Raw genomic sequence first — 18,785 nt, 5'->3', positions numbered from 1 at the left:
CCGGTTTTGGTGAATATTCAGGCATACCATCGTACTTACGCAGCGAATAAAGAGGACAACCCTATGTGGTCAGCCATTAGTCGTCTGTTAAGCGAGCAGTTAGGCAACGCCGAAATCACGCAACGTCACGCCCTTGCGGGCGGCGATATCCATCCCACCTGGCATATCCGCTACGGTGATCACGACGTCTTTGTCAAAAGTAACAGCCGCGAGATGCTCTCACTCTTTACGTGGGAGGCCGATCAGCTGGCGTTGCTGGCGCGCACCGGCACGGTCCGGGTGCCGCAGGTCTATGGCGTGGGACATCACCGCGAAGAGAGCTTTCTGCTGATGGAGTATATCCGGCCGCAGCCGCTGGATGAGCAGAGTGCCTGGCAGCTGGGTCAGCAGCTGGCGCATCTTCATCAGTGGAGCGAACAGACCCAGTTTGGCCTCGATTTCGACAATAACATTACGACGACGCCGCAGCCCAACAGCTGGCTGCGGCGCTGGTCAGTGTTCTTTGCCGAGCAGCGTATCGGCTGGCAGCTGCAGCTGGCGGCGGAAAAAGGGCTTCACTACGGTGACACCGAACGGATCATCGCCTCGGTTCAGCGGGTGCTGGCGTCACATCATCCGCAGCCGTCGCTGCTGCATGGCGATCTCTGGCCGGCCAACTGCGCGAACAGCGCCAGCGGGCCCTGGCTGTTTGATCCCGCCTGCTACTGGGGCGACCGTGAGTGTGACCTGGCCATGCTGAGCTGGTTTCCCGACCTGCCCCGCCAGATTTACGAGGGCTATCAGGCGGTGTGGCCGCTGCCGGACGGTTTTTCGCAGCGTCTGCCGGTCTACCAGCTCTACTATCTGCTGAACCGGGCCAACGTGTTTGGCGGGCACTGGCCTGACGACGCGCAGTTCGCCATTGACCAGTTGCTGGAAGAAGAGGCGTACAGCCTCCGTCAGGCCAAACCGGCCTGACGGCAACCGCAGTCAGATAAAGCCCAGCAGCGACAGCACAAAATATCCGGCTATCGCAATCACCACAGGCAGAACGTAAAGCGGGAAAATCTGCAGGAAGATGGTGTGACGGGGAACGCGCACCTTCTCTTCCAGCTGCTGGCGGCTGCGCCCTTCGCTGCCTTTGGCCTGCTCCAGAATCATCTGGTCCTCAATGCCCTCTTTCACATGACGCGCCTGGCGCCCCATCCGCGCACCGGAGGACTCCAGCGCCAGCCCGACAAAAATCAGGATGTAGATCAGCCAGAAGCCCAGGTTCATCTGTCCGTTAAATTCCGGCACCGGCGAGTTATGCCAGAAGACGTTCAGGAACGGCGTATTGAAGCGCAGCATATCGACGATGACATGCACAAAATCGAGCATCACCGCATCGATGCCCGGTTGCTTCTCACTGTGCTTAAACATAAAGCTTAAAACAGAAATAATGGTCGACAGCAGCGCCACTAAAAACAGCACCCAGCCCGCCACACGCTTGAGGATGGCGATGCGGCCAGCCTGTTGATAGGTCATATTCTCTCCTTTAGCCGGAATCCGGTTTGGCGTAAGTCTACCTGCCAATGGCGAAATTTCCCAAAAAAAGCGTGGCTGACCGGGTAGCGCGTGCGTCACCGGCGAAAGATGCTAAGGTAACGCCGACTTTATAAGGAGATGCCGATGCCCTATCACCGCCCTGTGCTCGCCGCCCTGTTTGATATGGATGGCTTACTGATCGACTCTGAACCGCTGTGGGATCAGGCCGAACTGGATATCTTTTCAACGCTGGATGTCGACCTGTCACGTCGCAGAGAACTGCCCGATACGCTGGGTCTGCGCATCGATCAGACTGTGCGGATGTGGTACGAAACGCTGCCGTGGCAGGGGCCTTCGCAGCAGGAAGTAACGGAACGAATTATTGCGCGCGCCATGACGCTGGTGGCGCAGACCCGGCCGCTGCTGCCGGGCGTGGAGACGGCCCTGCAGCTCTGTCGCGACCAGGGGCTGAAGATCGGCCTGGCCTCCGCCTCACCGCTCAGGATGCTGGAGCAGGTGCTGGAGATGTTTAATCTGCGGCACTATTTTGACGTGCTCTCTTCAGCTGAAGCCCTGCCATACAGCAAGCCGCATCCGCAGGTTTATCTCAACGCCGCTGACCGGCTGGCAATCGATCCGCTCAACTGCGTGACGCTGGAAGATTCGTTTAACGGCATGATCGCGACTAAAGCCGCGCGTATGCGGTCAATCGTGGTGCCCGCCGCGGAACATCGCGACGATCCCCGCTGGGCGCTGGCCGATGTGCGGCTGGCGAGCCTCAGCGAACTGACCCTGCACCATCTGCAGGGATAATCATCTGCCCGCCTGTGCGGGCTTTTTTTTGCCTGCTCTCCTCGCTTCATGATCCACGCCTCAAAAAATAAAACATCGTTTCATTTTTATTGAATTACCTTCTCACTCTTCCTAAGATGCACCTGTTCCCCCTTCGGGGCATCGACACCCTGACCTGCAGAGAGGCCTGAGATGGAGATTCGACAAAGCATTCACAGCGATCACGCCAGACAGCTCGACACCGGGGCGCTGCGGCGTGCGTTCCTGATTGAGAAAATATTTAGCGCGGATGATTACACCCTGACCTACAGCCATATCGACCGCATCATCATTGGTGGCGTAATGCCGGTGAACAGGCCGGTCACGATAGGGGATGAGATGGGAAAACAGCTGGGCGTCAGCTATTTCCTCGAACGCCGCGAGCTGGGCGTGATTAATATCGGCGGGCCGGGTCAGGCAGAGGTTGACGGTAAAATATGGGAGATCGGGCACGAAGAGGCACTCTATATCGGCAAAGGCGCGCGCACTCTGCAGTTCCGCAGCCTGGATCCGGCCCGACCCGCCCGCTTTTATTACAACAGCGCGCCCGCGCACTGCACTTACCCGGACAGAAAGATCACGTTGTCTGAGGCGGCCAGCACCACACTGGGCGCTGCCGCGACCGCTAATCGTCGTACCATCCACAGGTTTATCGTGCCGGATGTCCTGCCCACCTGCCAGCTCACTATGGGTCTTACCAGACTGGAGGAGGGCAGCCTGTGGAACACCATGCCCTGTCACACCCATGAACGCCGTATGGAAGTCTATTTCTATTTCGATCTGCCTGAGGAGAGCGCGGTTTTCCACATGATGGGAGAGCCGCAGCAGACCCGTCATCTGCTGGTGCATAACGAACAGGCGGTGATCTCACCCAGCTGGTCCATCCATGCCGGAGTTGGCACGCAGTGTTACGCCTTCATCTGGGGCATGGTGGGCGAGAATCAGGTCTTTGAGGACATGGACCCCGTCAACATCAGCGCACTGCGCTGAGCAGAGGAGAATCATCTATGGTACTAAACAGCTTTGATTTAGCAGGTAAAGTGGCCATCGTGACCGGCTGTAACACCGGCCTGGGCCAGGGCATGGCGCGGGGGCTGGCGCAGGCTGGCTGCGACATTGTGGGCGTCAACCGCGCGGCGGCGGATGAAACGCAGCGTCAGGTTGAAGCGCTGGGCCGCCGTTTCTGGCCGGTGACGGCCGACCTGGTGCGCAGCGAGGTGGCCACGCAGGTCGTGGAACAGGCTGTCGCCGCCGCAGGCCGGATCGACATTCTGGTGAACAATGCTGGCATTATCCGCCGCGAAGATGCGCTTAATTTCAGCGTACAGGACTGGGATGATGTGATGAACATCAACAGCAAGTCCGTGTTTTTTCTGGCACAGCAGGCCGCACGCCGCTTTATCGCGCAGGGGGGCGGCGGCAAGATTATCAATATCGCATCAATGCTGTCGTTTCAGGGCGGCATCCGCGTGCCCTCCTATACCGCCTCGAAAAGCGCGGTGATGGGGCTGACCCGCCTGATGGCAAACGAATGGGCGAAGCATGGCATCAATGTCAACGCCATCGCACCGGGTTACATGGCGACCGACAACACTGAACAGCTGCGTAACGATGCGGCGCGCAGTGAAGAGATTCTGGGGCGCATTCCGGCGGGCCGCTGGGGCGTGCCTGAAGATATGATGGGCCCGGTGGTGTTTCTGGCCTCCTCCGCCTCGGATTACGTTAACGGCTATACCCTGGCGGTCGATGGCGGCTGGCTGGCGCGTTAATCATTTGCGCGGGCAGTGTTTCATCACTGTCCGCGATGTTAAAAATATTCATGCTTCGTTACAGCGTCACATGTTCTCATTTACTGGACAAATCCCTATACTGGATGCATCGACAGTTTTCTTTGCAACCAGGTTCTATCATGACGGGCGAAGGCCACATCATTTTTGCCATTGCCAGCGCTATTTTCGCAAAGCGTGCTGAGCTGACACCCGTTCTGGCGCAGGCCGACTGGTGGCATCTTGTTCCCTCAGCGCTGCTGACCTGTCTGCTGCCTGACATCGACCACCCTAAATCTCTGCTGGGACAGCGACTGCGCTGGCTCTCGCATCCGATTGCGCGGGCGTTCGGGCACCGGGGCTTTACCCATAGTCTGCTGGCGGTAGCCGCCGGATTGTGGCTTTTTCAGATAAACCTGCCCCAGTCGTCGCCGATACCGCCGGACGTGCTGCAGGGGCTGACGCTGGGCTATCTCAGCCATATCGTGGCCGACATGCTGACGCCCGCCGGGGTGCCGCTGCTGTGGCCCTGCCGCTGGCGCTTCCGCCTGCCGATTCTGCGCAGTCAGAAAGGAAATCAGCTGGAGCGGGCGCTGTGCCTGGGACTGGTGGGCTATGCACTCTGGTTTCCGGTGGGGATGCCATCTTTTGGTGCAAACGGCTGGCCGACCCAGCTGTTTGATACGCTGCAGAATGGCGTCGGTCGGTTAATCTCCGCGCATCATGCGCAATAAATCAGCGTAAAACACCATTCAGTTATAAACCATACCATTTGGATATAAGGCACCCTCTTCGCCTGCTGTTACCATTCCTGCTGTCTTAATTCGTGATTAACATTATGCGGCCTTCCTGACCCGGAAGGCCGCATTACTCTGGAGTTTCAGTATGGACCTTCCTCTTACGCTTAATATCGTGGCCTTCGTGGTGCTGCTGGTATTGCTCTCCCGCTTCAGCCGTCAGAACTGGAGCCTGTCGAAAAAGGTGCTGACCGGTCTGGTGATCGGCGTGCTGTTCGGCCTGGTGTTACAGCTGATCTACGGCGAAAACAGCGCAGTGGTAAAAGCGTCAATCAGCTGGTTCAACATCGTCGGAAATGGCTATGTTCAGCTACTGCAGATGGTCGTGATGCCACTGGTGTTCGTCTCTATCCTCAGTGCGGTCGCCCGTCTGCATAACGCTTCGTCGCTGGGAAAAATCAGCGTACTGACGATCGGCGTTCTGCTGTTTACCACTGCCATCTCGGCGCTGGTGGGCGTCTTCGTCACCGGCCTGTTTGGGCTGAGCGCGGAAGGTCTGGTTCAGGGTGCGCAGGAAACGGCGCGTCTCAGTGCGATCCAGAGTAACTACGTGGGTAAAGTCGCCGATCTGACGGTGCCACAGCTGGTGCTCTCCTTTATCCCGAAAAATCCGTTCGCGGATCTGACCGGCGCGAATCCAACCTCGATCATCAGCGTCGTTATTTTTGCTGCCTTCCTGGGTGTGGCTGCTCTGCAGTTGCTCAAAGATGATGAGGTTAAAGGCCAGCGTGTGCTGGTGGCTATCGACACCCTGCAGTCGTGGGTTATGAAGCTGGTCCGTTTAGTGATGAAGCTGACCCCTTACGGCGTGCTGGCGCTGATGACCAAAGTGGTCGCCGGTTCTAACCTCCAGGACATTATCAAGCTGGGCAGCTTTGTGCTTGCCTCTTACCTTGGCCTGGCCATCATGTTTGGTGTCCATGCGCTGCTGCTGTCGGTCAACGGTATCAACCCGCTGCGCTTCTTCCGCAAAGTATGGCCGGTGATCACCTTCGCCTTTACCAGTCGCTCCAGTGCGGCCACGATTCCGCTGAGTGTTGAAACCCAGACCCGTCGTCTCGGCGTGCCTGAATCGATTGCCAGCTTCTCGGCCTCATTCGGTGCCACTATCGGTCAGAACGGCTGTGCCGGTCTCTATCCGACCATGCTGGCGGTGATGGTCGCGCCGACGGTGGGCATCAACCCGTTTGACCCGCTGTGGATTGCCACCCTGGTCGGCATGGTCACGCTGAGTTCAGCGGGCGTAGCGGGTGTCGGCGGCGGCGCCACCTTTGCGGCCCTGATTGTACTGCCTGCAATGGGCCTGCCGGTGACGCTGGTGGCACTGCTGATCTCCATCGAGCCGCTGATCGATATGGGCCGCACGGCGCTGAACGTCAATGGCTCCATGACCGCCGGCTCCCTGACCAGCCGCTGGCTGGGTCTGACCGACAAGCGCGTACTGGAAAGCGACGACAACGCGGAACTGGCGCACCGCTGATGGCTTTACACCTGGCGCGCCCGCGCCAGGTTCTCTTCTCTTCTCCATAATCTTCCCCGTTAATGGCGACGCCGTTAAGAAAGCGTTAAGCGTGGTAAAGAGGCGAAAATTTGCCGCTTTATTGCTTGTCTTTGCCCGTGAAAAAGCGAATTCTGCCTCCAGTTTTATGAGGAGAACGCCCGATGAAAAAAGTTATCGCCTCGTTTCTGACGCTGACGCTGCTTACGCCTGCGCTGGCGCTGGCTCACCCTGGTGACTGGGGCCCGCCCGGCGGCTGGGGACGGCATGGCGGACCCGGCCCGCACTGGGGCGGTCCCGGCCCCCACTGGGGTGGACCGCTGCGCTTCTTACCCGACGCCGCCACGGCGGTGCTGATCGGCGGGCTCACCTACTACCTGCTGAATGGCAGCTATTATCAGCGTCACGGCGATGAATATGTGGTGGTCGAGCCGCCGGAGGAGTCGCGGGTCAGCAATGAGATGCGGGTACTCGATTTTAATGGCAAACGCTTTTACGTGCAGGCAGGCCACTACTATCAGCGGCAGATCGATGGTGACTATGTTGAGGTGCCGCGTCCGGCCGGATTGTAACGCGTCCCCAACGAAAAACGGCCCGTCATCATGACGGGCCGTTTGCTATTCAGTGAGACGCTTACTGCTGAGCCTGCGGGTCAGTGTCATACTCCGCACAGCTCTGGAAACCGTAGTTCATCACACGGCCGGTATCGTTGTAGCTGACGAAGTAAGTCTGCGCTTTACCGTCACGCTGGCCCAGAACGTAGGTCTGGCAGGTGCCACGCGCGTGAACCATGGTGATTTCAGTCGATGGCGCACCGGCGATCTGACGAACCTGATCGCGGGTCATGCCCTTTTTAACATCCTTTACCACTGGCTTAGTCACGTAGCTTTCCGCACGATCGTAAGTCGTACAACCAGACAGTGCAGCCAGTGTCAGCGCCGCAGCGATACATCCCATCACTTTATTCATCTTGTTGTTCCTCATTGATTGTCCATGTGGAAACAAGCCTGGAACAGAAATGCTGATATATCAAGTTTATGAAGAACAATTCGTGGCACACTGACTGTCAGGATTCCGTAAAGAAGGCTGTGTTACTGTCAGCGCGCACGTATACTTCCCGGCCATCGGGGCAGCCGCCAGCGACCCTTTATGCGCGGCTGCACGCCTCTCTTTTAGCAGGCTGCAACCTGCCTCCGCTTTGCTGGCCTGCCCGATTTCTGTTCACGCCATCGCTGACAACGCTGAGGATAAATGACTCCTGTACACGCAAACCGTCTGACCTATGCCATCACACTTGGTCTGCTGGCCGCACTGGGCCCGCTCTGTATCGACCTCTATCTGCCAGCACTGCCGCAGCTGGCGCAGGATCTCCACACCGAAACCGCGACCGCGCAGCTGAGCCTGACCGCCGGTCTGCTGGGGCTGGGATTCGGCCAGTTACTGTTTGGCCCGATGAGCGATAAGGCGGGCCGTCTGCGTCCGCTGACACTGTCACTGAGCCTGCTGTTTATCGCCTCGCTGGGCTGTGCGCTGGCGCAGGATATCCACCAGCTGCTGCTGGCGCGCCTGTTTCAGGGATTAGCGGGCGCAGGCGGCGCGGTGCTCTCAAGGGCGATTGCCCGCGATATGTACAGCGGCCACGAACTGACGCGCTTCTTCGCGTTGCTGATGCTGGTCAATGGCCTGGCCCCGATCGGTGCGCCGGTGCTCGGCGGCGCGCTGATGACGATCCTGGACTGGCGAGGCATCTTTATGGTGCTGGGCGGCATTGCCATCCTGTTGATCCTGCTGGCGCGCTGGAAACTGCATGAAACGCTGCCTGAGGCGCGACGCAGTCAGGGGTCGATCCTGTCCGCCTACGCGGCACTCGGTCAGGTGGTGACCCACCGCCCCTTTATGGGCTTCTGCCTGACCCAGGGCTTTATGATGTCCGGCATGTTCGCCTATATCGGCGCCTCGCCCTTTGTGCTGCAACAGCTCTATGGCCTCTCGCCGCAGGCATTCAGCTTCTGCTTTGCGGCAAACGGCCTGGGCCTGATCATTGCCTCCCAGACCAGTGCCCGCCTCTGCCCGCTCTGGGGCGAATATCGGGTGCTGAAAGGCGGACTCACGCTGGCCTTTGTGGCCTCCGGCCTGCTGCTGCTGGCCGCGCTGTATCAGGCGCCGCTGCCCCTGCTGCTGGTGGCGCTCTTCTTTTCCATCGCCAGCAACGGGGTGATCGCCACCACCGCTTCCTCCCTGGCGATGCAGAGTCAGGGGCATCGGGCGGGCAGCGCGTCCGCCGTGATCGGCGTAACGATGTTCACGCTGGGGGCGATCACCGTGCCGATCACCGGCATCGGCGGTACCTCGGTCATGAGCATGTGCGCCACCATTTTTGGCTGCTTTATGATGGCGATCCTGATGTTCAGCGTGCTGGCAAAAAAACCGTCACAGCCGCTGAAAACTCACTGATTTCGCAACGATTAGCCAAAATCCGTTGCCGCTTTGGCTTGTTGTTTTCGCCAAGGCACGTTAGCTTTAATAACACGTTCGCATCGAGCCGACAGGCCACTGACCTGAGGAGAAGTTCATGTCACTGCAGCAGGAAATTATTGAAGCACTGGGTGTGAAGCCCACGATCGACGCCAGCCAGGAAGTGCGTGTCAGCGTCGATTTCCTTAAAGCCTATCTGAAACGTCACAGCGGGCTGAAGACGCTGGTGCTGGGGATCAGCGGCGGTCAGGATTCCACCCTGGCGGGCAAGCTGGCGCAGACGGCGATCGCGGAACTGCGCCAGGAGAGCGGCGACAACGACTACACCTTTATTGCGGTGCGTCTGCCCTATGGCGTCCAGGCCGATGAGCAGGATTGCCAGGATGCTCTGGCCTTTATCCAGCCCGACCGTTCGCTGGTGGTCAACATTAAAGAGTCCGTGCTGGCCAGCGAGCGCGCCCTGAAAGAGGCGGGCATCACCCTGTCCGATTTCGTTCGCGGCAATGAAAAAGCGCGTGAGCGGATGAAAGCGCAATACAGCATCGCGGGCATGACCCGGGGTGTGGTGGTCGGCACCGACCACGCCGCCGAGGCGGTCACCGGCTTCTTCACCAAGTATGGCGATGGCGGCACCGACATCAATCCCCTGTTCCGCCTGAACAAGCGTCAGGGCAAGCTGCTGCTGAAACATCTGGGCTGCCCGGAACATCTCTACCTGAAGAAACCCACTGCTGACCTGGAAGATGATCGTCCCGGCCTGCAGGACGAGGTGGCGCTGGGCGTGACCTACGAGATGATCGATGACTACCTGGAAGGTAAAAGCATCGACCCGGAGAATGCCCGGATCATCGAAGGCTGGTATCTGAAAACCGAGCACAAACGTCGCCCGCCGATCACGGTATTCGACGACTTCTGGAAGTAATACGCCGCCTCCTTTGCTCCGGCAAAGGAGGTTTTTCCCACTGACCCTGTTGATTGCTGCATGTCTGCCACTGTTTCGCGCGCCACTCTTATCGGCCTTGTCGCCATTCTGCTCTGGAGCACCACTGTGGGCCTGCTGCGCAGCGTCAGCGAAGCCTTTGGTGCTACCGGCGGCGCGGCACTGATCTATACCACGACGGCGCTGCTGCTCTGTCTGACCCGGGGCATGCCGCGACCCGGCGCGCTGCCTCCGATCTATCTATGGCTGGGCGGTGCCCTGTTTGTCGGCTATGAAATCTGTCTGGCGCTGGCGATCGGTCTGGCCAGCGATCGCAGCCAGTCGCTGGAGCTGGGGATGATTAACTATCTCTGGCCCTGCCTGACTATCGTGCTGGCGATCCCCTTTAATCAGCAGCGATTCCGCCCCTGGCTCTGGCCGGGGCTGCTGCTGTCGCTGCTCGGGATCGTCTGGGTGATGAAGGGCAACAGCAGCGGTTCACCCTCTCTGCTGTGGCAGAATATGTTGCGCAATCCCGCCGCCTATAGCCTTGCCTTTGTCGCCGCCCTGACATGGGCGGTCTACAACAATCTGACCCGGCGCTTTGCCCGCGGGTCGAACGGCGTCACCCTCTTTTTTGTCCTGACCGCACTGGCGCTGTGGCTGAAGTTTGCCCTCAGCCCCCCACAGCCGATGACCTTTGCCCCAATCCCGCTGCTGGAGGTGGGGTTTGTCGGGCTCTCTACCGCCGTCGCCTATTCCGCCTGGAATCACGGCATCCAGCAGGGCAACCTGACGCTGCTGGCTACCGCCTCCTACTTTACGCCCGTGCTGTCGGCGCTGCTGGGATCGCTGTGGCTTGGCCTGATTCCGCCGCTGGCCTTCTGGCAGGGTGTAGCGATGATCACGCTGGGGTCGCTGATCTGCTGGCTGGCGACCCGCGGACGGTAATCAGACCACTGGCGATCATTTCACCAGGCTGTTATGCTGTATGGACAACCAGTAAATGGAGTCCATTTTGGTCAGACGTGCTGCTATGCTTCGCCCCGAACCCGATGCGAATGCAATTTATCAATATCCCGAACACCTGCGTGAATGGCTGGAAGGTCTGCCGAATCGTCCCGGCGTCTACACCTTCCACGGAGAAAGCGAGTCGCTGCCGCTCTATATCGGCAAAAGCGTGAATCTGCGTTCACGGGTCATGTCCCATTTCCGCACCCCTGATGAGGCGAAGATGCTGCGCCAGTCGCGGCGTGTCAGCTGGATCCCGACCGCCGGCGATCTGGGCGCGCTGCTGCTGGAAGCGCAGATGATCAAGACCCAGCAGCCGCTGTTCAATAAGCGATTACGCAAGAACCGGCAGCTCTGCTCGTTGCAGATCACTGACACGAAGCCGCAGGTGGTTTACGCAAAGGATCTCGATTTCAGTCAGTCGCCTAATCTGTTCGGGCTTTACCGCAGCCGCTTTGCTGCCATTGAACGGCTCAAGCAGCTCGCGGATGAGTATCAGCTCTGTCATGGCCTGCTGGGGCTGGAAACACTGAGTGCGGGCCGGGGCTGCTTCCGTTCAGCACTGCGCCGCTGCGCCGGAGCCTGCTGCGGCAAAGAGACGGTCAGCGATCATCAGGATCGGCTGCTTGAATCGCTGGAAAACGTGCGGGTCTTCTGCTGGCCGTGGCAGGGCGCGGTGGGTCTGGTCGAAGAGGGAAAAGAGATGACCCAGATCCATGTTATCGATCACTGGTTCTATCTCGGCTCCGTTGACAGCATGGAGGAAGCGCGAAAACTGCAGCGGCCCAAAGGCGGTTTTGATCACGACGGCTATAAAATCCTCTGCCGCCCGATTCTCTCAGGTGCCTACCCTATTCTGCCGCTATAAAAAAACCGCCGACGCTGCCCACTCACCTTCAGTGGACAGCGCCGGCGGTCTCAGACCGTTAGCTTAGCAGGGCTTATTCAGCCGGTTCGGCTGACGGTGCCATCTGGCCTTCACGCGGGCCTTTCTCCGTCAGACGCTTTTCAAAGTCAGCGTTGTACTGTTTCTTCTGCTCCGGTGTCAGCACGTTATAGAACTTGTTCTGGATTTCCAGCATCTTCAGCGCATGCTCTTTCGCATCAGCAGACATCTTCTCTGCCTGCGCCTCTGCTTTGCTCTTATCGAAGCTGTCAGACGCGATAATGCTGTGGGCCGCACGACGCTCGTCCAGTGACGGACGTTTCATCTCTTTACGGCTCTCTTTCAGGATGTCGCGCATCTGAGTCTGCTGCGCTTCGGTCAGTTTCAGCCCTCTGAACATCCGATCCATGCCGTGGTGCATTGGCGGTTTATGCATCGCTTTTTCGCTGCCTGCTGGTGGTGGAGTCAGGTTGTCAGCAGCAGCATGGACGGCGCTGGCTGCACCAAACGCCAGCGAAGAAGCCAGTAAAAGGGAAGTCAGTTTGCGCATAATAGTGTCCTTATATTTCATGATAATGACGACAGCACTCTGTCGCGTCTTCGGAAACAAGCATACGACGCTGAACGTCAACTACTCAGAGCCTGAGTAAAGCCGTGAAAGCATAGAAGACAAAAATCGGGCAATCATGAAGAGAATAAGAAGAAAGGCGTGAGGAATTGAAAAAGAGTATGAATTTCCAGTGAATTTCGCAGAAATCGTGGAGGAGTGTAAGGGTTCTGACAGGAAAGCGGAAGCGGTTCTGCCGCTTTCCTGCCGGTTTTTTCAGGCTGATCCACCCGACCGGGGCGATCCGGCCTCAGAGCGGCAGTGCCTGAGTCTGTTCGCCCTCCTCTATCAGCATAAGCCCGGCGCGCAGTCCGGCAGCCACGCTGGGATTCGGGAACAGCACATACTCCCGCGCCTGCTGCACGTAGTACCGTTTATCGCCATCCTCTGCCAGCAGGGTTCCCTGCGGGAAGGCGGTGAAGTTCAGCGTTTCCGGCGACATGTGCAGCCTGAAATGTTCGCTTAAGCGGGTAATCTGCTGCACCACCCGGTAGTGGCGCGGGCTGGCCGACACGGCAGGCATCGGCTCGCCATAAAGCAGTGCCGCCAGCGCCTGCTCTGCCGCGCGGAACTGACTGAGATCGTTTTCACCGAACGGCAGTGCTTTACCCAGCTCCAGCGTGCAGCTGGCGGCACCAAAATGCTCGCAGCTGAAATGGGTAAAGGTGCCGCCTGGCGCGCGGTGAAACACCAGGGCTTCCAGACCGGCCGCCGCCAGCCAGCTAAGAAATTCGGGCGGCCAGGGCCGTTCGCTGTGCGGCATCACGCCAAACTGCGTGTGCCAGGAGCCGCGAATCGCCGTGTGCATATCAAGATGCCAGCGCGTCTCATCACACGCGCCCTGCTGCCAGAACGTCTCCAGCGTCTGCTCCAGCCGCAGCACGCGCCGCGCCTCATCGCAGTCATCGATCTGCTGCCAGCGCCCGCCAAAGAGCCGGTTAATGTCATAACGCACATAGCGTTTACCGGTGCGCAGCGCAGAGGGATTTCCCAGAATCACCAGCAGGCGTTGCCGCAGTGGCTTTTCGCCCCGCAGCAGCGCATTAACCAGCCTGCTGACGATTTCAACCGGTGCGGTCTCGTTACCATGAATACCGGCGGAGAGCACCATTGCCTGATTCACCGGTTCGATCGGCTCCAGAATCAGGATGCCGTGATACAACCACTGCCAGCGAAGATGCGCCGTTTCACCCCTGCGCTGATGCGGCGCTTCGCCGGAGAGCGTCTGCTGTAAAAAGTCCTGCATCGTTCCTCCTGTTCGCGATGAGCAGGTGGCGGCCGCTGCCGCCACCGCCTTCACTGCTGAAATGCATACACATTTCCTAAGTCTAGCAGCTTCGTCAGCTCATCCAGCGCGTCGCGTCCCTCGCGCAGCAGCTGCGGGTCAATCAGGTCGGCCTGCGTCAGACGATCGCGATAGTGGCGATCCACCCACTCATTCAGCGTGGTGAAAAGCCGATCGTTCATCAGCACCGCCGGATTCACCGCCTGCCGCTCCTCGGGCGTCAGCACGACGCGCAGTCGCAGGCAGGCCGGGCCACCGCCGTTGTACATGCTTTCCCGCAGGTCAAAGACCTTCAGGGCGCTGAGTGGCGTATCTCCTTCGACCTGTTCACACAGGTAGCGCCAGACGCCCTCATGCTGGCGTGACTCTTCCGGCAGCACCAGCATCATGCTGCCGTCGGGATGGGTCAGGAGCTGACTGTTAAACAGATAGGTTTCCACCGCCTCTTTCACCGACACCCGGTTCTCCGGCACCTCCAGCGCCACAAAACCCGGAACACACGCCCGAAGCCGGGCCAGCAGCGCGGGCTGATCCACAAAGGCGTGCTGGTGACAGAAGAGCATCTGCTGGTTACTGACCGCAATCACGTCGTTATGGAAGACGCCCTGATCGATCACCGCCGGATTCTGCTGCGCAAACAGCACGCTGTCGGGTGAAAGCTGATGCAGCCGGGCGACCGCTTCGCTGGCTTCACGGGTCTGCCGGGCCGGATAACGCTGCGGTGCCTTGCCCTCATGGCTGCCGTCGCGTCCGTAGATGAACAGCTGAACGCCGCGCTCACCGTAGTCGCTGCCCAGCCGGTTGTGATTCGCCGCCCCTTCATCGCCAAACAGCGCCACCTGCGGCAACGCATCATGCACGCTGAAATGGCGGTCGTCGCGGAAAATGGACCGCAGCAGAGCAGCCGTTTCCGGCGCTTCTATCGCACGGTGAAACTTGTTGTTGAGGTTCGCTACCGTCAGGTGAACCCGGCCATCGAGACTGTCTGCTGAGGGGGAGACAGTCGCCGCATTGGCGACCCACATTGCGGAGGCGGAACTGGCCACAGAGAGCAGGCCCGGCGCGCTTTTTCCGGCGGCGGCCAGCACCTGCTCATCGCTGCCGCCAAACCCAAGCTGACGCAGCACCGCGATATTGGGCCGCTCGTGCGGCGGGATCACCCCCTGCACAAAGCCCATATCGGCCAGCGCCTTCATCTTCAGCAGCCCCTGCTTTGCGGCCAGACGGGGATTCGACGGCTGCAGCTGATTGCGGGTCGAGGCTTCATTACCAAACGACAGCCCGGCATAGTGATGGGTCAGGCCCACCAGTCCATCGAAATTGGCTTCAGTGGCCTTCATGCGGCGTCTCCTGCAAAGAGAAATCCAGTCCCGGCGACAGCGTGGCGGGCAGCGTCAGATCCGGGGTCTCCAGCGAGGCCATCGGCCAGGCGCAGTAGTCCGCCGCGTACCAGGCGCTGGCACGATGGTTGCCCGACGCACCCACCCCGCCAAACGGCGCGGTACTGGCGGCTCCGGTCAGCGGTTTGTTCCAGTTAACGATCCCGGCGCGCGCCTCCAGCAGCAGCCGTTCAAACTGCGCACGCTCAGGGGAGATCAATCCGCACGACAGCCCGTAACGGGTCTGGTTTGCCAGCGCGATCGCCTCGTCGAAGGTGTCATAGCGCATCACGCCAAGCAGTGGCCCAAAGACCTCTTCATCCGGAATCTCCTGCACACCGGTTAAGTCGATGATGCCCGGCGTCAGAATGGCGCGCTGGCGATCCGGCCAGCGCATCGCCAGCAGCACCTTGCCGCCCGCCGCTACCCGCCGCTGCCACTCCGCCATAATCTTCTCTGCCGCGCCGGTGGAGATGACGCTGCCCATAAACGGCTGCGGCTCGGCGTTCCAGGCGGCCGGTTGCAGCCTTCCTGCGACCTCGACCAGACGTTGCAGGAAGGCGTCGCCTGCCGCACCCCGTTTCACCAGCAGACGGCGCGCGCAGGTGCAGCGCTGCCCGGCGGTAATAAAGGCGGACTGCAGCGTAATGTTGACCGCCGCATCCCGATCGGCCGGATCCTCCACAATCAGGGCGTTGTTGCCGCCCATCTCCAGCGCCAGCATCTTCTCAGGCTGACCGGCAAACTGACGATGCAGCTGATAGCCGGTATGCGCGCTGCCGGTAAACAGGAGGCCGTCGATTTGATCGCAGGTCGCGAGCGCCTGACCGGTTTCACGCCCCCCCTGTAACAGCGCCAGCACGCCCGCAGGCAGGCCCGCGGCCAGCCAGAGTTCAGCGGTTTTTTCGGCCGTCAGCGGCGTAAGTTCGCTGGGTTTAAACACCACGCAGTTACCCGCCAGCAGCGCCGGTACGATATGGCCGTTGGGCAGATGTCCGGGGAAGTTATAGGGACCGAACACTGCCAGCACGCCGTGGGGACGATGCCGCAGCGAGCTTTCACCCTCATGCTGCTCACCGGTGCGGCTATGGTACGCCTTTACTGAAAAGCCGATTTTGTTGATCATCGCACCCACTTCGGTCAGAGCTTCCCAGCGCGGCTTGCCGGTTTCGCGGGCGATGATTTCTGCCATTTCAGTTTTATTCGCTTCCAGCCGGGCCGCAAACTGTTCGATGATGGCCTGCCGCTCTGCCAGGGGCCGTCTGGCCCAGGCCGGAAAAGCGGCGCGTGCCGCATCACAGGCGGCGCTGACCTGGGCGGCCGACGCCGCATGGCCCTGCCACAGCATTTCACCGCTGACCGGATCCGTTTTCGTCATCCGCTCAGCGTCGCCGCTCAGCCACTCTCCCTTAATCAGGTGCGTCATGCTGTTTTCTCCTCTTTGCAGAGCGTGACCACGCGCAGGCTGTCGCCCGGCTGGCAGTGCAGCGCCCGCATCTGTTCATCCGTCAGTGATACGCTGTCGCTGTCGGCTTTTGCCGCGATCAGCGCCACGCGGAACTGATGATAATGTTGATTAGCCACCAGGCAGAGCGGCGCATCCACCGGGTTTTCACCGCGTTCGGCGCGGCGCAGGCGGCTCTTGCGCACGGCGCGGATATGATCGATATCGCACTCCAGCGTCGGGCCACCATCGAAGATATCGACATAGTTGAGGTAGCGGAAACCTTCCGCTTCCAGTACTGCCCGGGCAGGCGCGGTCTGCGGATGCACCTGTCCGATAACCGCCTGGGCGTCCGGTGTCAGGTAGTCGATATAGAGCGGATGCTTCGGCATCAGCTCCGCGATAAAGGCTTTCTGGCCGGTGCCGCTCAGGAAATCGGCCTTGCTGAACTCCATTGAAAAGAAGCGGCTGCCGACGCTCTCCCAGAACGGCGAATGACCCTGCTCATCGCTGACGCCACGCATTTCGGCCACGACCCGATCGGTGAAACGCTCGCGGAAACTGGCCATAAACAGGAAGCGGGACTTCGACAGCAGATGACCGTTTTTACCGTCACGGTAGTCGGGATCAAGGAACAGTGTGCAAAGCTCACTGCTGCCGGTATGATCGTTACTCAGCGACAGCGTGGGCAGCGCCGCGTAAACATTCAGCTCTTTCGAGGCGTGAACCTGAGTGCCGACCCGGAAGTTATACCAGGGATCCTGCAGTCCGACCGCCACCTCAATGGCGCAGATGCCGATGGCGCGGTTATCTTCGCTGTCGGCCAGCACAAAAACGTAGCCCTGCTCTGCACGCGGCAGCGTGCCCTCCCAGGTCTGCAGCGACCGCTCGATACGCGCCTGTAACGTTGCACTGTCGGCGGGCAGCGAGGTCAGCCCGCCCCCCGTTTTACCGGCCAGCGCCATCAGCTGGCTCAGGTCATCGCGTTCAACCGGACGGATTACCATCATGATGCCGATCCCCGCACCAGACGCTCACAGGTTTCCGCAAAGCGTGCCATGCCCAGCTTCACTTCCTGCTCGCTGATGTTCAGCGCCGGGGCAAAGCGTACGACGTTGGCACCCGCGATCAGGACCATCACGCCCATTTCTGCGGCGGCAAGGTTGATCGCTTTCGCTTTACCGGCGAACTCATCGCTCAAAACGGCGCCAATCAGCAGGCCAAGGCCGCGCACCTCTTTAAACAGGTTCAGGCGCTGATTGATCTCGTTCAGCGCCGAGACAATCCACTGGTGACGCTGCGTGACGCCCGCCATCACCTCGGGCTGATTGATCAGCTCCATCACTTTTCCGGCCACCGCACCGGCCAGCGGGTTGCCGCCGTAGGTCGTGCCGTGTGTGCCGACGCCCATGACGTTCGCCAGATCTTGGCGTGTCAGCATCGCACCAATCGGGAAGCCCCCGCCCAGCGCTTTGGCGCTGGTAAGCACATCCGGCGTGACACCATAGTGCATATAGGCATAGAGCGACCCGGTGCGGCCGACCCCGCTCTGCACCTCATCAAAAATCAGTACAGCCTGATGTCTGTCGCAGAGTTCGCGCAGACCGCGCAGAAACGCCGGATCGGCAGGCAGTACGCCACCCTCACCCTGAATCGGCTCCACGATCACGGCGCAGGTATGGTCATTGATCAGATCGGCTGCCGCAGCCAGATCGTTGAACGGCGCATGCTGGATCTCGGGCGGCAGCGGGGCAAAATCTTTTGAATAGGCAGGCTGACCGCCGGCTGAGACGGTGAACAGGGTGCGGCCATGAAACGCGTTTTTAAACGCCACGATGCCGCTTTTATGCGGGCCGACACGGTCGTGCGCCACTTTACGCGCCAGCTTCAGTGCCGCTTCGTTCGCTTCTGCGCCGGAGTTGCAGAAGAAGACCCGGTCCGCAAAGGTGGCATCGATTAACTGCTTCGCCAGCCGGAGAATGGGTTCGTTGGTGTAACCATTACCGGTATGCCACAGACGGGCCGCCTGCTCCTGCAACGCCTGCTGTAACGCCGGATGCGCATGTCCCAACGCATTGACCGCAATGCCGCCAGCAAAATCGATGTAGTCTTTGCCGTTCTGATCCCAGACGGTAGAGCCCTCTGCGCGAACCGGTATAAAAGTCGCAGGCGCATAAACCGGCATCATCCATTGGTCGAAATCGTGACGTGAAACGTGCAGTGCCATAACCCATTCTCCTGCCTGGCCTTACCGGTCTGGTAAAGCTTTTGTTTTAAAATTGTTAAGGGATGTTGTAATGCTGTCCTACTGTAATTTGCACTTAGCGTGCCAGCCAGAGAATTTGTGCATAAAACGGGAGTGATAACGAAATATCAATGAG

General features: G+C 59.7%; 19 protein-coding genes. 11 read left to right on the top strand and 8 right to left on the bottom strand.

Features of this window, described 5'->3' with window-relative positions; genetic code table 11:
• The first annotated feature begins 63 nt into the window (after positions 1-63).
• Positions 64-957 carry a fructosamine kinase family protein gene (locus tag AB1748_RS09995; protein ID WP_111139095.1) on the top strand — a complete coding sequence of 298 codons (894 nt, stop codon included), beginning with the start codon at positions 64-66 and terminating at the stop codon, positions 955-957.
• Positions 958-969: 12 nt separating this feature from the next.
• Here AB1748_RS09995 and AB1748_RS09990 read toward each other — a convergent pair whose 3' ends face one another.
• Positions 970-1,506 (bottom strand): YniB family protein, encoded by a 537-nt coding sequence (locus tag AB1748_RS09990; protein WP_039391793.1) that lies wholly within the window; start codon positions 1,504-1,506, stop codon positions 970-972.
• 144 nt (positions 1,507-1,650) lie between these two features.
• On the opposite strand from AB1748_RS09990, the gene hxpB reads away from it, so the two are divergent.
• From hxpB to AB1748_RS09960, 6 genes are all read left to right on the top strand, one after another.
• A complete protein-coding gene (hxpB, locus tag AB1748_RS09985) occupies positions 1,651-2,319 on the top strand; it encodes a hexitol phosphatase HxpB (RefSeq protein ID WP_367395439.1) in 669 nt (222 codons plus the stop codon).
• 171 nt (positions 2,320-2,490) lie between these two features.
• Complete coding sequence (gene kduI, locus AB1748_RS09980) at positions 2,491-3,327, top strand: 5-dehydro-4-deoxy-D-glucuronate isomerase (RefSeq protein WP_111139097.1); 837 nt, start codon at positions 2,491-2,493, stop codon at positions 3,325-3,327.
• A 17-nt stretch (positions 3,328-3,344) separates the two neighbouring features.
• Positions 3,345-4,106: a 2-dehydro-3-deoxy-D-gluconate 5-dehydrogenase KduD gene (kduD, locus tag AB1748_RS09975; protein WP_111139098.1), complete on the top strand. Its 762-nt coding sequence runs from the start codon at positions 3,345-3,347 to the stop codon at positions 4,104-4,106.
• 140 nt (positions 4,107-4,246) lie between these two features.
• Positions 4,247-4,837: a metal-dependent hydrolase gene (locus AB1748_RS09970; RefSeq protein ID WP_111139099.1), complete on the top strand. Its 591-nt coding sequence runs from the start codon at positions 4,247-4,249 to the stop codon at positions 4,835-4,837.
• 151 nt (positions 4,838-4,988) lie between these two features.
• Positions 4,989-6,380 carry an L-cystine transporter gene (locus AB1748_RS09965; protein WP_111139100.1) on the top strand — a complete coding sequence of 464 codons (1,392 nt, stop codon included), beginning with the start codon at positions 4,989-4,991 and terminating at the stop codon, positions 6,378-6,380.
• A 182-nt stretch (positions 6,381-6,562) separates the two neighbouring features.
• Positions 6,563-6,970: a DUF6515 family protein gene (locus tag AB1748_RS09960; protein WP_367395438.1), complete on the top strand. Its 408-nt coding sequence runs from the start codon at positions 6,563-6,565 to the stop codon at positions 6,968-6,970.
• Positions 6,971-7,031: 61 nt separating this feature from the next.
• Here AB1748_RS09960 and osmE read toward each other — a convergent pair whose 3' ends face one another.
• Positions 7,032-7,367 carry an osmotically-inducible lipoprotein OsmE gene (gene osmE, locus AB1748_RS09955; protein ID WP_111139102.1) on the bottom strand — a complete coding sequence of 112 codons (336 nt, stop codon included), beginning with the start codon at positions 7,365-7,367 and terminating at the stop codon, positions 7,032-7,034.
• Positions 7,368-7,649: 282 nt separating this feature from the next.
• Here osmE and AB1748_RS09950 point away from each other — a divergent pair, with 282 nt between their 5' ends.
• From AB1748_RS09950 to cho, 4 genes are all read left to right on the top strand, one after another.
• Positions 7,650-8,852: a multidrug effflux MFS transporter gene (locus tag AB1748_RS09950; RefSeq protein WP_367395437.1), complete on the top strand. Its 1,203-nt coding sequence runs from the start codon at positions 7,650-7,652 to the stop codon at positions 8,850-8,852.
• A 118-nt stretch (positions 8,853-8,970) separates the two neighbouring features.
• Positions 8,971-9,795, top strand: a complete 825-nt coding sequence (nadE, locus tag AB1748_RS09945; RefSeq protein ID WP_111139104.1) for an ammonia-dependent NAD(+) synthetase — start codon at positions 8,971-8,973, stop codon at positions 9,793-9,795.
• Between the two features lie 60 nt (positions 9,796-9,855).
• Entirely contained in the window at positions 9,856-10,743 is an 888-nt protein-coding gene (gene yddG, locus AB1748_RS09940; protein ID WP_367395436.1) for an aromatic amino acid DMT transporter YddG, read from the top strand.
• Positions 10,744-10,810: 67 nt separating this feature from the next.
• Positions 10,811-11,671 (top strand): excinuclease Cho, encoded by an 861-nt coding sequence (cho, locus tag AB1748_RS09935; protein WP_367396337.1) that lies wholly within the window; start codon positions 10,811-10,813, stop codon positions 11,669-11,671.
• A 73-nt stretch (positions 11,672-11,744) separates the two neighbouring features.
• On the opposite strand, the gene spy is transcribed toward cho, so the two are convergent.
• From spy to AB1748_RS09905, 6 genes are all read right to left on the bottom strand, one after another.
• On the bottom strand, positions 11,745-12,239 hold the full coding sequence (gene spy, locus AB1748_RS09930; protein WP_367395435.1) for an ATP-independent periplasmic protein-refolding chaperone Spy: 495 nt from the start codon (positions 12,237-12,239) through the stop codon (positions 11,745-11,747).
• Between the two features lie 307 nt (positions 12,240-12,546).
• Positions 12,547-13,542 carry a succinylglutamate desuccinylase gene (gene astE / locus AB1748_RS09925; RefSeq protein WP_367395434.1) on the bottom strand — a complete coding sequence of 332 codons (996 nt, stop codon included), beginning with the start codon at positions 13,540-13,542 and terminating at the stop codon, positions 12,547-12,549.
• A 50-nt stretch (positions 13,543-13,592) separates the two neighbouring features.
• Positions 13,593-14,921 (bottom strand): N-succinylarginine dihydrolase, encoded by a 1,329-nt coding sequence (gene astB, locus AB1748_RS09920; protein ID WP_111142057.1) that lies wholly within the window; start codon positions 14,919-14,921, stop codon positions 13,593-13,595.
• Entirely contained in the window at positions 14,908-16,386 is a 1,479-nt protein-coding gene (gene astD, locus AB1748_RS09915) for a succinylglutamate-semialdehyde dehydrogenase (RefSeq protein WP_293769796.1), read from the bottom strand. The genes astB and astD overlap by 14 nt, the downstream gene beginning before the upstream one ends.
• On the bottom strand, positions 16,383-17,414 hold the full coding sequence (gene astA, locus AB1748_RS09910) for an arginine N-succinyltransferase (protein WP_111142055.1): 1,032 nt from the start codon (positions 17,412-17,414) through the stop codon (positions 16,383-16,385). Before astA ends, astD begins: the two co-directional genes overlap by 4 nt.
• A complete protein-coding gene (locus AB1748_RS09905; RefSeq protein WP_367395433.1) occupies positions 17,411-18,631 on the bottom strand; it encodes an aspartate aminotransferase family protein in 1,221 nt (406 codons plus the stop codon). Before AB1748_RS09905 ends, astA begins: the two co-directional genes overlap by 4 nt.
• Positions 18,632-18,785 lie beyond the last annotated feature (154 nt).

It is taken from the genome of Pantoea sp. Ep11b, assembly GCF_040783975.1.
Classification (GTDB): domain Bacteria; phylum Pseudomonadota; class Gammaproteobacteria; order Enterobacterales; family Enterobacteriaceae; genus Pantoea.
The sequence above is the reverse complement of the archived record's forward strand: the minus strand, read 5'-3'. Positions and strand labels throughout refer to the sequence as shown.

Bases quoted from the DNA above. Each gene is read 5' to 3' on its own strand.
- AB1748_RS09995 (WP_111139095.1), top strand. From the start codon at position 64: ATGTGGTCAGCCATTAGTCGTCTGTTAAGCGAGCAGTTAGGCAACGCC.
- AB1748_RS09990 (WP_039391793.1), bottom strand. From the start codon at position 1,506: ATGACCTATCAACAGGCTGGCCGCATCGCCATCCTCAAGCGTGTGGCG.
- hxpB (WP_367395439.1), top strand. From the start codon at position 1,651: ATGCCCTATCACCGCCCTGTGCTCGCCGCCCTGTTTGATATGGATGGC.
- kduI (WP_111139097.1), top strand. From the start codon at position 2,491: ATGGAGATTCGACAAAGCATTCACAGCGATCACGCCAGACAGCTCGAC.
- kduD (WP_111139098.1), top strand. From the start codon at position 3,345: ATGGTACTAAACAGCTTTGATTTAGCAGGTAAAGTGGCCATCGTGACC.
- AB1748_RS09970 (WP_111139099.1), top strand. From the start codon at position 4,247: ATGACGGGCGAAGGCCACATCATTTTTGCCATTGCCAGCGCTATTTTC.
- AB1748_RS09965 (WP_111139100.1), top strand. From the start codon at position 4,989: ATGGACCTTCCTCTTACGCTTAATATCGTGGCCTTCGTGGTGCTGCTG.
- AB1748_RS09960 (WP_367395438.1), top strand. From the start codon at position 6,563: ATGAAAAAAGTTATCGCCTCGTTTCTGACGCTGACGCTGCTTACGCCT.
- osmE (WP_111139102.1), bottom strand. From the start codon at position 7,367: ATGAATAAAGTGATGGGATGTATCGCTGCGGCGCTGACACTGGCTGCA.
- AB1748_RS09950 (WP_367395437.1), top strand. From the start codon at position 7,650: ATGACTCCTGTACACGCAAACCGTCTGACCTATGCCATCACACTTGGT.
- nadE (WP_111139104.1), top strand. From the start codon at position 8,971: ATGTCACTGCAGCAGGAAATTATTGAAGCACTGGGTGTGAAGCCCACG.
- yddG (WP_367395436.1), top strand. From the start codon at position 9,856: ATGTCTGCCACTGTTTCGCGCGCCACTCTTATCGGCCTTGTCGCCATT.
- spy (WP_367395435.1), bottom strand. From the start codon at position 12,239: ATGCGCAAACTGACTTCCCTTTTACTGGCTTCTTCGCTGGCGTTTGGT.
- astE (WP_367395434.1), bottom strand. From the start codon at position 13,542: ATGCAGGACTTTTTACAGCAGACGCTCTCCGGCGAAGCGCCGCATCAG.
- astB (WP_111142057.1), bottom strand. From the start codon at position 14,921: ATGAAGGCCACTGAAGCCAATTTCGATGGACTGGTGGGCCTGACCCAT.
- astD (WP_293769796.1), bottom strand. From the start codon at position 16,386: ATGACGCACCTGATTAAGGGAGAGTGGCTGAGCGGCGACGCTGAGCGG.
- astA (WP_111142055.1), bottom strand. From the start codon at position 17,414: ATGATGGTAATCCGTCCGGTTGAACGCGATGACCTGAGCCAGCTGATG.
- AB1748_RS09905 (WP_367395433.1), bottom strand. From the start codon at position 18,631: ATGGCACTGCACGTTTCACGTCACGATTTCGACCAATGGATGATGCCG.